Source organism: Bradyrhizobium pachyrhizi (assembly GCF_001189245.1).
Taxonomy (GTDB): domain Bacteria; phylum Pseudomonadota; class Alphaproteobacteria; order Rhizobiales; family Xanthobacteraceae; genus Bradyrhizobium; species Bradyrhizobium pachyrhizi.
The window spans coordinates 39,258-51,384 of the sequence record NZ_LFIQ01000114.1 but is presented as its reverse complement, the minus strand read 5'-3'; the positions used below and the strand labels follow the sequence as shown (position 1 = coordinate 51,384).

Annotated in this window: 12 protein-coding genes; 3 read left to right on the top strand and 9 right to left on the bottom strand. The window is 64.4% G+C overall.

Translation table 11 applies throughout. From position 1 onward, the window contains the following. The 7 genes from AKL29_RS29340 to AKL29_RS29310 all read right to left on the bottom strand — a co-directional run. Positions 1 to 1,023: sensor histidine kinase (locus AKL29_RS29340; RefSeq protein WP_152977837.1), on the bottom strand; the 1,023-nt coding region annotated here is incomplete at its 3' end. Further along, positions 1,020 to 1,460 carry a response regulator gene (locus AKL29_RS29335; RefSeq protein WP_050386565.1) on the bottom strand — a complete coding sequence of 147 codons (441 nt, stop codon included), beginning with the start codon at positions 1,458 to 1,460 and terminating at the stop codon, positions 1,020 to 1,022. The genes AKL29_RS29340 and AKL29_RS29335, both read right to left, overlap by 4 nt. Further along, on the bottom strand, positions 1,457 to 2,986 hold the full coding sequence (locus AKL29_RS29330; RefSeq protein WP_050386564.1) for a sensor histidine kinase: 1,530 nt from the start codon (positions 2,984 to 2,986) through the stop codon (positions 1,457 to 1,459). The genes AKL29_RS29335 and AKL29_RS29330 overlap by 4 nt, the downstream gene beginning before the upstream one ends. A 99-nt stretch (positions 2,987 to 3,085) precedes the next feature. After that, on the bottom strand, positions 3,086 to 4,444 hold the full coding sequence (accC, locus tag AKL29_RS29325; RefSeq protein WP_028332250.1) for an acetyl-CoA carboxylase biotin carboxylase subunit: 1,359 nt from the start codon (positions 4,442 to 4,444) through the stop codon (positions 3,086 to 3,088). Between the two features lie 24 nt (positions 4,445 to 4,468). Continuing rightward, positions 4,469 to 4,963 carry an acetyl-CoA carboxylase biotin carboxyl carrier protein gene (accB, locus tag AKL29_RS29320; protein WP_050386563.1) on the bottom strand — a complete coding sequence of 165 codons (495 nt, stop codon included), beginning with the start codon at positions 4,961 to 4,963 and terminating at the stop codon, positions 4,469 to 4,471. Between the two features lie 52 nt (positions 4,964 to 5,015). After that, entirely contained in the window at positions 5,016 to 5,501 is a 486-nt protein-coding gene (gene aroQ / locus AKL29_RS29315) for a type II 3-dehydroquinate dehydratase (RefSeq protein ID WP_028332248.1), read from the bottom strand. 363 nt (positions 5,502 to 5,864) lie between these two features. Next, positions 5,865 to 6,683, bottom strand: a complete 819-nt coding sequence (locus AKL29_RS29310) for a DUF1236 domain-containing protein (RefSeq protein WP_050386562.1) — start codon at positions 6,681 to 6,683, stop codon at positions 5,865 to 5,867. Positions 6,684 to 6,733: 50 nt separating this feature from the next. Here AKL29_RS29310 and AKL29_RS45735 point away from each other — a divergent pair, with 50 nt between their 5' ends. Further along, positions 6,734 to 7,051 (top strand): hypothetical protein, encoded by a 318-nt coding sequence (locus tag AKL29_RS45735; protein WP_167350428.1) that lies wholly within the window; start codon positions 6,734 to 6,736, stop codon positions 7,049 to 7,051. A 22-nt stretch (positions 7,052 to 7,073) separates the two neighbouring features. Here AKL29_RS45735 and AKL29_RS29305 read toward each other — a convergent pair whose 3' ends face one another. Continuing rightward, positions 7,074 to 7,841: a DsbA family protein gene (locus AKL29_RS29305; protein WP_016840097.1), complete on the bottom strand. Its 768-nt coding sequence runs from the start codon at positions 7,839 to 7,841 to the stop codon at positions 7,074 to 7,076. A gap of 86 nt (positions 7,842 to 7,927) precedes the next feature. Continuing rightward, positions 7,928 to 9,334, bottom strand: a complete 1,407-nt coding sequence (locus AKL29_RS29300) for a M48 family metalloprotease (protein WP_050386561.1) — start codon at positions 9,332 to 9,334, stop codon at positions 7,928 to 7,930. Positions 9,335 to 9,561: 227 nt separating this feature from the next. Between AKL29_RS29300 and AKL29_RS29295 the strand changes: the two genes are divergently transcribed. Together AKL29_RS29295 and dctA are read left to right on the top strand one after the other, a co-directional pair. Beyond that, a complete protein-coding gene (locus AKL29_RS29295; protein WP_050386560.1) occupies positions 9,562 to 10,749 on the top strand; it encodes a pyridoxal phosphate-dependent aminotransferase in 1,188 nt (395 codons plus the stop codon). A 219-nt stretch (positions 10,750 to 10,968) separates the two neighbouring features. Continuing rightward, on the top strand, positions 10,969 to 12,127 hold a 1,159-nt coding region (gene dctA / locus AKL29_RS29290; protein WP_244482489.1), incomplete at its 3' end, for a C4-dicarboxylate transporter DctA.

The window sequence follows — 12,127 nt, the reverse complement described above, 5'->3', positions numbered from 1 at the left end:
GGTGCCCTTGTGGCCGGGGTCGCGCTCGACGCTGGCATCGAGCTTGGCTGCCATCGCGCTGACGATCCGCTGGCCCATGCCGGTGCCGCGCGGATCGGCCTGGTCGGAAAAGCCGACCCCGTCGTCGCTGATCGCGAGCTGCAGATCGTCGCCTTGCGGCTTCAGCTCGACATGGATCGGGCCGGCGCCGTCGGGATAGGCGTATTTCACGGCGTTCATCACCAGCTCGTTGACGATGATGCCGATCGCGACCGCGCGGTCGGGATCGATCTCGATCGGGTCGGCCTTCAAGGTCAGCCGCGACATCTTGTTGCCTTCGGCCGATCGCCGGAGATCCTCGAGCAGTGCCTCGAGATACTGGTTGAGCATCACCGTTTTGAAGTCGTGCGAGGTGTAGAGGCGGCGGTGCACCTGTGCGACGGCCGCGACGCGCCCCATCGCGTTGGTGAGCGCGGCCTTCACATCCTGCTGGGTCGCGGAGTTGGCCTGCAGATGCAGCAGCGAGGCGATGATCTGCAGCGAATTGCCGACGCGATGGTTGACCTCGCGGAGCAGAACCTCACGCTCCGCGGCGAGCGCGGCATAGCGGTCGCGCGAGGCGTGCACCTCGGCCTCGGCCTCGTCGCGCGCCTTCTGGAGCGCGGCCTGCCGGATCGCGCCGTTCACCGCGACCTGGAGCAGGGGGATGAACTCGCCCCTGACGTCCTTGACCAGATAGTCCGCCGCGCCGGCCTTCAGCGCGGTGACGGCGATCGCCGAATCCTGCGACGCGGTGACGAACACCACCGGCGGAGCGTCCGGTATCTTGAGGATCTGCTCCAGGGTCTCCAGCCCATCGAGGCCGGGCATGTACTGATCGAGCGCGACGACGTCGATGCCGCCCTGGCCGAGCCGGTCGAGGCCTTCCTGGCCGCTTGCGGCGTGCACGACCTTGTAGCCTGCGCGCGTCAGCCCGCGTTCGACGAGGCGCGCCAGCGCCGCGTCGTCGTCGATGTAGAGCAGTGTCGGCGTTGCGCTGGTCATACGGCAGCCGGCGGCACCTGAATTACCGAAAAGAACAGGCCAAGCTGACGAATCGCGTTGGCAAAGCTTTCGTAGTTCACCGGCTTGGTGATGTAGACGTTGCAACCGAGCTCGTAGCAACGCTTGATCTCCTGGGAGTCGTCGGTCGTGGTCAGCACGACCACCGGCGTCGACTTGAGATATTTGTTCTCCTTGACCCGCTTCAGAATATCGATGCCGGTCATGTCGGGCAGATTGAGATCGAGCAGGATCAGCAGGGCCTGGCCCTTGCGCTCGACGGCGCTGCCATCCTTGCCGAACAGGTAGTTCACGGCCTCTGTACCGTTGGTGAACGGAATGATCTCATTGTTGACGCCCGAGCGCCGGATGTTCCGCTCAATCAGGCGGACATGGCCCTCGTCGTCTTCGATCATGATGATGGTGACTGGATCACTCATGTCACTTTGTCCCGGTTCTTGCCTGACCAATTGATAGGCAGCGTGATCGTGAAGGTGCTGCCGTTGTGAAGTTCCGATGCTACCGACATGGTGCCGCCCAGTCTGCGCACAAGTGCGCGGACATGGGCAAGCCCGATGCCCTGACCGGGCTTGTCCTGGGTTCCGGCGCGACGGAACAAATCGAAGATGCGCTGGTGGTCCTTCGGATCGATGCCGCGGCCGTTGTCGGTGACCTCGAAGATCGCGAAGCCGAGCTTGGTGCGGCCCTCGATCGAAATCTCGCCGGGAACGCCGTTCCTGAGGTACTTGAGTGCGTTGTCGATCAGATTGGAGAAGATCTGCTCCAGCGCGAGGCGGTCGCTGACGATATTCGGCAACGCGCCGACCTCGACGGTCGCATTGGCCTCGACGGCCTGGTGAGCCACCGTCTTGACGATGCCGTCGATGAGCTCGCGCAGATCGATGCGTTCGGGCTTGAACTCGCGGCGGCCCTCGCGGGTGAGATTGAGGATCGCACTGATCAGGCGATCCATCTTGGCGATCGACGATTTGATGAAGCCGAGCGATTCATTGAAGTCGTCGGATAGCTGCTTGTCGGAGCCTTCGAGCTCGGGCTCGGCCACATCGGTCGCGTCTTCCGGCATCGCCGGCGCCAGCGAGGCGGCGCGATTGAGCGTGGCGATGCGCTTGAAGATGTCGCCGCGCAGTTCCTCGAGCTCGCTGGTGAAGCCCATGATGTTGACCAGCGGAGAGCGCAGATCGTGGCTGACGATATAGGCAAAGCGCTGGATTTCCTCGTTGGCCTCGCGCAGGTCGGAGGTGCGCTCGTCGACGATGGTTTCGAGATTGACGTTGCTGTCGCGCAGCCTGGCCTCGGCCTCGTCGCGGGCGCGCGACGATCGCCGCAGCAGCACGACCGAGAGAGCGGCGAGCGCCAGCACCATGCAGGAGCCGGCGATCGTGACGGAGGAGGCCAGCACCTGGGTCTTGTCCGCCGTCGCTGTGCGCAATGCCAGCAGACGATTCTCCTCGGTGCGGATGTCGCGGGCGATCCGGGCGATCGCCTCCACCGCATCGGTCGATGTGGTCTTGCGCAGGACGTCGATGCTGGTCGCCGTGTCGTTGTTCTTGACACGCTCGATGCTGAGCGCGAACTCGGCCAGCCGTTGCTCGACGGCGGCTTTGAGCTTCGCGGCATTGGCGACCTGCGCCGGATTGTCCACGGTCATCATCTGGAGATGGTTGAGCGCGGCCGGCACTCTCGCTGCCGCGGACTGGTACTCGGACAGGTATTGTGGTGCTGATGTCAGCAGATACGCCCTGGTCGCGCTTTCGGCGCGCCTGACGTCGAGCAGCAGGTTGGCAACCTGGCTCTCGGTCTCGACGGTGTGAATCACCCAGGCGTTGTCCTCGCGCGCCTTGTTGACCAGCAGGACGGACGCCACGCTGACCGCGACCAGCACGAAAAACCCCGCCGATAGCAGGAGGATCTGTAACGTCGACCGGCGCCGTGAAACGACCGTCACGACGATCTCGCTATGGGAGTGGGATTCAACGCGTCCCCGTGGAAAGCCAATAACCCTATAGTACGTTTGAGGAAGGGCTGGGTTCCACGGAGTTCCGAACTATTTTGCGGCGTCGGATGGCTGGCCGGCGAGGTATTGCTCCAGCCAGTGAATGTGGTAGTCGCCCTCGATGATGTCGGGCTCGCGCACCAGCGCGCGGAACAGCGGCAGCGTCGTCTCGATCCCGTCGACCACCATCTCGTCCAGCGCCCGACGCAGCCGCATCAGGCATTCGCCGCGGGTCTTGCCGTGCACGATCAGCTTGCCGACCAGCGAGTCGTAATAGGGCGGGATCACATAGCCCTGATAGACGGCGGAATCGATCCGCACGCCGAGGCCACCGGGCGGATGGAATTGCGTGATCCGGCCGGGCGAGGGACGGAAGGTCTGCGGGTTCTCCGCATTGATGCGGCACTCGATGGCGTGGCCGATGATCGCGATGTCGTCCTGCTTGGCCGGAAGGTCGCCGCCGGCGGCAATCCGGATCTGCTCCAGCACCAGATCGATATCGGTGATGCTTTCGGTGACGGGATGCTCGACCTGGATGCGCGTGTTCATTTCGATGAAATAGAACTCGCCGTCCTCATAGAGGAATTCGATGGTGCCGACGCCGAGATATTTCATGTCCCGCATCGCCTTGGCGCAGGTCTCCCCGATCCTGGCGCGCGCCGCCGCCGCGAGCACGGGCGAGGGCCCTTCCTCCCAGACCTTCTGGTGACGGCGCTGCAGCGAGCAGTCGCGCTCGCCGAGATGGATGGCGCCGCCGCGGCCGTCGCCGAGAATCTGGATCTCGATGTGGCGCGGCTTCTGCAGGTATTTCTCCAGGTAGACCGAGGCGTCGCCGAACGCCGACTTGGCCTCGTTGGCCGCGGTCGAGAGCGCCAGCGCAAGGTCAGCCTCGGTATGGGCGACCTTCATGCCGCGGCCGCCGCCGCCGGCGGCCGCCTTCACCAGCACCGGGAAGCCGATCTCCTTGCCGATCGCGAGCGCGTCAGCCTCCGAGGTCACCGCGCCGTCCGAGCCCGGCACCACGGGAATGCCGAGGCGCTTGGCGGTCTTCTTGGCTTCGATCTTGTCGCCCATCAGGCGGATGTGCTCGGCCTTCGGTCCGATGAAGCCCAGATTGTGGTCGGCGAGGATCTCGGCGAAGCGCGCGTTCTCGGACAGGAAGCCGTAGCCGGGATGCACGGCGTCGGCGCCGGTGATCTCGCAGGCCGCGAGCAGCGCCGGCACGTTGAGATAGGAATCCTTCGACGGCGGCGGGCCGATGCACACGCTTTCGTCGGCGAGCCGCACATGCATGGCGTCGGCGTCGGCGGTGGAATGCACCGCGACCGTCGAGATGCCGAGCTCCTTGCAGGCGCGCAGCACGCGAAGCGCGATCTCGCCGCGATTGGCTATGAGGATCTTGTCGAACATCGCAGCGCCTGGCGTTGACGGAAGCTATTCAATGATGACGAGCGGCTCGCCGAATTCGACCGGCTGGCCATCCTCGACGAGAATATGCGTCACGGTGCCCGCGCGCGGCGACGGGATCTGGTTCATCGTCTTCATCGCCTCGATGATCAGAAGCGTCTGACCAGCGCTGACCTTGGTGCCGATTTCAATGAACGGCTTGGCGCCCGGCTCGGGCGCCCAATAGGCGGTGCCGACCATCGGCGAGGGCACGGCGCCCGGGTGCTTGGCGAGATCGGTCGCAGCCGCCGGGACGGCCAAGGCGGCCGGTCCGGCAACGCTCGCCACGGAGGCCGCGGGCACCGAGGCCGCGATGCTGATGTTGCGCGCGACACGGACGCGCAGGCCGGCACGCTCGATCTCGATCTCGGTCAGATTGGTTTCCGCGAGCAGCAGCGCGAGCTCGCGAATGAGGGCGCTGTCGTCGTTCTTGGAGTCGTTCTTGGATTTTGCGGCTGATTTGTCGTCTGGCTGGCGCGCCATGCTCTGTGATCCAAAATCTTTGTCTGGTGACGGGGAACGTCAGGATTGACGATTAAGTCTTTGGCTTGGCGTCGATCTTGGTATCGATCCTGGCACCGATCTTGGTGGCGAGGCCGATGATCGCAAGCCGGTAGCCGTCGATGCCGAAGCCGCAAAGTGACGCGAAGGCGGCTTTAGCAGTGAACGAGTGGTGCCGGAAGCTTTCGCGGGCGTGGATGTTGCTGACGTGAACTTCGACCGCGGGTATCTTGACCGCGACCAGCGCGTCATGCAGCGCGATCGAGGTATGAGAGTAGCCACCGGCGTTGATGATGATGCCGACCGCTTTCTTGGCGTGCGCCTCATGGATGAAGTCGATCAGTTCACCCTCGCGGTTGGACTGCCGGCAGTCGGCGCTCAGCCCGAACTGGCGCGCGGTGTCCGCGCACAGCTTCTCGACGTCGGCGAGGGTGGCGTGGCCGTAGGTCTCCGGCTCGCGCGTCCCCAGCAGATTGAGGTTCGGGCCGTTCAGCACATAGATCGTTCCGGCAGCAGCCATTCCAGAGTTTCCTGCCAAAGTTTTCCTGCCAAGGGTTCCGGCCAAAGGTTCCGAAGGGGGTCCGACAAGGGGTGGAGTGGGCCGGGTTATAGGTAACAACCGGCCGAAGGGGAAGTCTTTAGGTGAAATCAGAACGTCTTCAACAACTTCCTCCACCCTGTTAGATAACTGTCCTAACCTCCGGAAAATGCTGATTAACCAAATCTTGCGGAAGTCGCCTTCGTGGGGCGCTCCGGCCCGCCATCCACTGCGTGATGCGGGGGCGGCCGAAAGCAAGACCCCGCCCTGAAGGGGGCGGGGTCGAGATGAAGGCAAGGGCCCGTCTTCGAGGGCCCGTCTTGGCGCCCTCGCACCGAGGCCGGTTTAGCCCTCGATGATGTAGACGATCTCATGGGTCTCAGGCTGAACGATCACGTAGCGGCCCTTGACCAGGATGAACTGATAGCCGCGCCACTGCGGGTAGATCGTCACGACCCGCTCCGGCACCGGGTAGAAGTGGACGTCAGCCGGAACGCGGGTGCCGACCGCCACATTGAAGTTCACGTTGGTGGCTTCGGTCACGTGCTCCGACTTGATCGCGGTCGTGATCTGGGTGCGCTTCTCGGCCGGCGGAGCCGCGGTGGCCGACGTTGCCGCGTTGCCGGTCGTCGTCTGCGTGCGGCTCGTGTCGTTGGTCTGCGCGCGGTTGGGGTCGGCCGGGCTCTTGGTCTGAGCGTTCTGGTTGGTCGTGGCACCGGCACCGCTCTTGTCGCGGCTCTCGGCGTTCATCTTGCCGCTCTTGTCACGCTCCTCGGCTTTCATGTTGCCGCTCTTGTCGCGACCCTCGGCCTTCATGTCCTTCGAGCCTTCCTTGGAGCCCTTGGTCGCCTCGTTCTCCGAGCTCATGCCCTTCGACTTTTGGGTGCTGTCCTGTGCACCCTTGGTGGCCGTGCCGGACTTCTCGGACTCAGCTCCCTTGGTGCTCGACTCACCGGTGGTCGAATGCTCGGAACCCTTCATGCCGCTCTTGTCATGCTGCATGGTGCCCGATGACGCGCCGCCGGACGGTGAAGACTGCTGCGTGGTCGCACCACCACCGGCTCCGGTTTCCTTGTTGGCGCCGCCGGCGCCCTGTGCGTTCGCGAAACCGGTGCCGGCGATCAAAGCGGCTGCGGCGACCGAAATCAGAAAGCGGTTAGACATCGTAATTCCTCCTCGTTTTTCAGCATTGCCCGCGCCGACAACGGGAGAGCATGTGCGATGTTCCTGTTGATTTGCGGTTCCTTGCGGTTTGTTCTTCAGGTGAATGCGCGATGAACGCGCGAGATGAATGCGCGGCTGCTTCAACTGCAGGCCCAGTAGAACTCCATGCTCGCAAGATCGAGCTGGCCGTTGCCGCCGCCGAAATTGAAGCCGCCGAAATAGTCTTCGATCTCGAGAGCAGGTCGCGCTGTATTTTCAGCTTCGCGCGACTTGCGTCGTTGGGGACGGCCCTTGCTTGCGGCCCGCGCGGAATCGGTTCGGTGACGGCAATAAAAAAATCCGGCTGCCTGGCAGCCGGATTTTTCTGAATGAGCGCTATCCTTGCGGCGATCAGCAGGTCGCCTTGCCGCAGCGGGCGATGCCGATCTTTTCCTTGAGGTTGTCGACGCCGACGGCGCCGATCACGACCTGCTTGCCGATCACGTAGCTCGGCGTGCCGTTCATGCCCATGGATTCGGCGAGGCGGAAGTTCTCCTCGATGGTCGCCTTCACTTCGGGGCTCGCCATATCCTTCTCGAGTTTCGCCATGTCGAGACCGACCTCCTTGGCGACCGCCAGCGCGCGTGCCTTGTCGGCGGCGCCGCGGCCGCCGAGCAGCTTCTGATGGAAATCGAGATACTTCTTGCCGGTCGGATCCTGCATGCGCACGGCGACCGCGACCTGCGCGGCCTCGACCGAGCCCTGGCTCAGCACCGGGAATTCCTTCAGCACGACCTTCAGCTTCGGATCCGCCTTCATCAAATCGAGCATGTCGGACATCGCGCGCTTGCAGTAGCCGCAATTGTAATCGAAGAACTCGACGAAGGTGACGTCGCCGTCCTTGTTGCCGAGCATGACGCCGCGCGGCGAATTGAAGATGGTGTCGGCGTTCTTGGCGACGCTCTGCTCATGCTTCTCGGCTTCGGCGGCGGCCTGCCGCTTGCTCAGCTCGTTCATCGCCTCCTCGAGCACCTCCGGGTGCGCGATCAGATAGTTGCGCACGATGGTCTCGATGTCGCCGCGCTGGGTGTCGGTGAAGCTCTGCGCGGAGGCCGGAAGCGGCGCGGCGCAAACGCCGAGCGCGAGCAGGGCAGGGGCAAGAAAACGAAGCGCTGGCATGACAAAATCCTTGTTCGCGGTGGCCCAAAATACGGCGGGGCCGTGAGCCGGTTTCGGTGATCGTTGTATGGAACTACGGTTTATTTCTAGTTGTTTTTCTGACCCGGCATGGGCTTGGCGCTCACAATGTCGTCAGCTTTGACCCAGCCGGGCGTGCCGATCGCGAATCGCGTCTTGGCGCGTGACGCAAGGTCGCGGGCGGTCTTGGTGTCGCCGCGGAGATAAGCGGCCTGCGCCGAGGCGAGGTCGGCCTGGGCATAGTCGCCCTTGCGGCCATAGGCCATCGCGAGCTGGGTATAGCCGAGCGGCGCCTCGGGCTCGCGCGCCACCGCGGCGCGCAGCATGTTGATCGCTTCGTCGGTATAGGCCTTGTTGTCGGAGGCGACCAGCGCCTGGCCGAGCAGCATCTCGATCAAGGGCGAATTGCTGGAGAGCTGCACCGCGCGGCGCAGCGGCGCGATGGCTTCGGCCGGCCGGCCGCCGTCGAGCAGCGCCTGGCCGCGCAATTCATGGAAATAGGGATTGTTGGGCTGCACCTGGATCAAGCCGTCGATCTGCGCGATCGCCGAGCGCAGATCGCCGTGCAGATAGGTCGTGATCGCGCGTGCGTAGCGCGCCGGCAGACTGGTGTTGGACAGCGGATAGCGGCGGTAGACCGTGTCCTGCCGCTCCATGAAGCCCGAGATCTTGGCGCGCATCATGTCGTGGCGCAGCTGCAGCGCCGGATCGTCCTTCTTGTCCCAATAGGGGCTGGAGCGCGCCAGTTCCTGCAGCGCGGAGACGCGATCGACCGGCATCGGGTGCGACTGCAGATAGGGGTCGGCCCCGCGCGAGGCGAACAGGCTCTCGTCGGTGAAGCGCTTGAACGTCTCGTACATGCCCTTGGCAGACTGTCCGGTCGCGTTCAGGAACTTGACGCCGGCACGGTCGGCGTTCTCTTCCTGCTGGCGCTGATAAGACAATAGCGTGCGCTGAATGACCGCTTGCGGCGCCGAGATCGCCGCGGCGCCTGCGCTGGAGAGACCGTTGCCGCCACCGCGGCCGCCCGCACCCGCGGCAAGCGCGCCGACGCCGAGTAGCATCGCGATGATCATCTGGGTCTGGGCCTGCGCGAGCTGCTCGCGCATCTTGGCGAGATGGCCGCCGGCGAGGTGGCCGGTCTCGTGCGCCAGCACGCCGATGATCTGGTTCGGCGTTTCCGATTGCAGCAGCGCGCCGTAATTGACGAAGATGCGCCGGCCGTCGGCGACGAAAGCGTTGAACGAGCCGTTGTTGATGATCACGATCTGGATGTTCTGCTTCTCCAGACCGGCGGCGCGCAGGATCGGCCTTGTGTATTCGCGCAGCAACTGCTCGGACTCGGTGTCGCGCAGCACCGGCGGGCCTTTTTGCTGGGCTCGCGCAGGGACGACGGGCCCGATCGCGAGCGTAACCGCAGTCATGAGCGCGGTCAGCTTGAAGGTCCTGGTGCGGAGCGAGAGGCGGAACAGCATGGGCGATCTATCGGCGATGACTGGCCGCGCCGGCACAAGTCCGGGTTTCGGGCCCGACCGGATCAGGCGCGTGGCGCAATCTGTTGTTTTTGCAGTTCTTCTTCACGCGAACCGGGTATTCACTTGGCCTGAAAGCGTTATAAGGAGCCACCGAATGCGGCCAGTCTGGGGCGGCAGCCGGTAACGGGAACCCGAATTCGGCAGCGGCCGTGCAATAGCAGAAATCCATGCGTGAAGCGACACCGAGAGACCGTGTAAGCAGCCTGTTGACAGCGTCCGGACGGAGCGATGTTCCGCCGTTCATGGTGATGGACGTGATGGCGGCGGCCGCGCGAATCGAGGCCGCCGGCGGCCATGTCATCCATATGGAGGTGGGGCAGCCCGCCGCAGGCGCGCCGAAGCCGGCGATCGCGGCCGCGCAGGCCGCGCTTGCGGACGGGCGGATCGACTACACCTCGGCGCTCGGCATTCCCTCGCTGCGCGCGCGCATCGCCCAGCACTACAGCGACACGTATGGTTGCGCGGTCGACGCGGAGCGCATCATCGTCACGACCGGTTCGTCGGGCGGGTTCATCCTGGCGTTTCTTGCGATGTTCGAACCGGGCGACCGGGTCGCCGTGACCGTGCCGGGCTATCCGCCGTACCGGCATATCCTGACCGCGCTGGGCTGCGAGCCGGTGCTGATCGAAACCTCCGGCGACACCCGCCATGCCCTGACCGGCGAGGCGCTGCTCGCCGCCCACCGCAAGGCGCCGCTGAAGGGCGTGCTGGTCGGCAGCCCCGCCAACCCGACCGGCACCATGATGTCGCGCGAGGCGCTGTCGACCCTGATGGCGGCCGCCGACAGCGCCGGCATCCGCTTCATCTCCGACGAGATCTATCACGGGCTCGACTACGCGTTCGCTGCGGTGACGGCCGCAGAGCTGTCGCCGAACGCGCTCGTGATCAACTCGTTCTCGAAGTACTTCTGCATGACCGGCTGGCGTGTCGGCTGGATGGTGGTGCCCGACGTGCTGGTGCGGCCGATCGAGCGGCTGCAGCAGAACCTGTCGATCTCGGTGCCGACCCTGTCGCAAATCGCGGCCGAGGCGGCGTTCGAAGGCCGCGAGGAGATGGAGGCGATCAAGCGCGGCTATCAGGAGAACCGCCGCATCCTGATCGAAGGCCTGCCGAAGGCTGGCCTGACCAAATTCCTCCCCGCAGACGGCGCGTTCTACCTGTATGCCGACGTCTCCGACTTCACCGCCGACAGCTTCGCCTTCGCCAGCGAGATGCTCGAGAAGGCGCATGTCGCGGCGACCCCCGGCGTCGATTTCGATCCGATCCACGGCCGCGCCTTCATCCGTTTTTCATATGCACGCTCGGCCCCGGAGATGCAGGAAGCAGTTGCACGGATCGCGCATTGGCTTAAATAGCCCGCGAACTCCAGGAGCCTTCAAACTCCAAGAGCCACCAAGAGCCTTCCGGCGTTCGCTTTGCCTTTCGGATCGGTTTCGCAGCGCAGTGCCGTGGTTTCGCCGGCACTGTGGCGGACCGATCATCGCGGATAAGCGGCAGGGCCCACACAGTTCCATTTGACTTGAACCGCCAAGTTGATCTTGGCTGTTTCCGCCATTTCTGAGGGGGAGTGACACATGGCAACGGCAACCGTTGTCACGGCTGCGCCGGCGAGCGCCGGCAGCAAGCCGTGGTATAAAGTTCTCTATGTCCAGGTCCTGATCGCGATCGTGCTCGGCGCATTGGTCGGCTGGTTGTGGCCGGGCCTTGCCACCAACGAGTGGATCAAGGCGCTCGGCGACGGCTTCATCAAGCTGATCAAGATGGTGATCGCGCCGATCATCTTCTGCACCGTGGTGTCGGGCATCGCCCATATACAAGATGCCAAGAAGGTCGGCCGCATCGGCGTCAAGGCGCTGGTGTATTTCGAGGTTGTCTCGACCTTCGCGCTGGTGATCGGATTGCTGGTCGGCAATCTGATCAAGCCTGGCGCCGGCTTCGGCAATGCGGCGGCGAACGCGCAGGCGGTCGCCGGCTATGCCAAGCAGGCGGAGGCGCAGAAGAGCGTCGACTTCGTGCTGCACATCATTCCGGACACCGTGGTCGGCGCATTCGCGCAGGGCGAGATCCTGCAGGTGCTGCTGTTCTCGGTGCTGTTCGGCTTCGCGATCATGGGCCTCGGCGATCGCGGCCACACCATCCGCTCGTTCATCGACGACGCCGCGCACGCCGTGTTCGGCGTCATCTCGATCGTGATGCGGGCGGCGCCGATCGGCGCGTTCGGCGCGATGGCCTTCACCATCGGCAAGTTCGGCACCGGCGCGATCCTCAACCTGATGGGGCTGATCGCGACGTTCTATCTGACCGCCGCGCTGTTCGTGTTCGTGGTGCTCGGCATCATCGCGCGGATCGCCGGGTTCTCGATCTTCAAGTTCCTGGCCTATATCAAGGACGAACTCCTGATCGTGCTCGGTACCTCGTCTTCGGAGAGCGCGCTGCCGTCATTGATGGAGAAGCTCGAGCGTCTCGGCTGCTCGAAATCGGTGGTCGGCCTCGTGGTGCCCACGGGTTACTCGTTCAACCTCGACGGCACCAACATCTACATGACGCTGGCGACCTTGTTCATCGCGCAGGCGCTGGGCTTCGATCTCACCTTCAGCCAGCAGCTCACGATCCTGATCGTGGCGATGCTGACCTCGAAGGGCGCCTCCGGCATCACCGGCGCCGGCTTCATCACGCTGGCGGCGACGCTTGCGGTGGTCGATCCGCGGCTGGTGCCGGGCATGGCGATCGTGC

Coding starts and splice junctions, on each gene's coding strand:
- AKL29_RS29305 (WP_016840097.1), bottom strand. CDS start 7,841: ATGCCAGCGCTTCGTTTTCTTGCCCCTGCCCTGCTCGCGCTCGGCGTT.
- AKL29_RS29335 (WP_050386565.1), bottom strand. CDS start 1,460: ATGAGTGATCCAGTCACCATCATCATGATCGAAGACGACGAGGGCCAT.
- accC (WP_028332250.1), bottom strand. CDS start 4,444: ATGTTCGACAAGATCCTCATAGCCAATCGCGGCGAGATCGCGCTTCGC.
- AKL29_RS29300 (WP_050386561.1), bottom strand. CDS start 9,334: ATGCTGTTCCGCCTCTCGCTCCGCACCAGGACCTTCAAGCTGACCGCG.
- aroQ (WP_028332248.1), bottom strand. CDS start 5,501: ATGGCTGCTGCCGGAACGATCTATGTGCTGAACGGCCCGAACCTCAAT.
- AKL29_RS29295 (WP_050386560.1), top strand. CDS start 9,562: ATGCGTGAAGCGACACCGAGAGACCGTGTAAGCAGCCTGTTGACAGCG.
- AKL29_RS29310 (WP_050386562.1), bottom strand. CDS start 6,683: ATGTCTAACCGCTTTCTGATTTCGGTCGCCGCAGCCGCTTTGATCGCC.
- accB (WP_050386563.1), bottom strand. CDS start 4,963: ATGGCGCGCCAGCCAGACGACAAATCAGCCGCAAAATCCAAGAACGAC.
- AKL29_RS45735 (WP_167350428.1), top strand. CDS start 6,734: ATGTGCGATGTTCCTGTTGATTTGCGGTTCCTTGCGGTTTGTTCTTCA.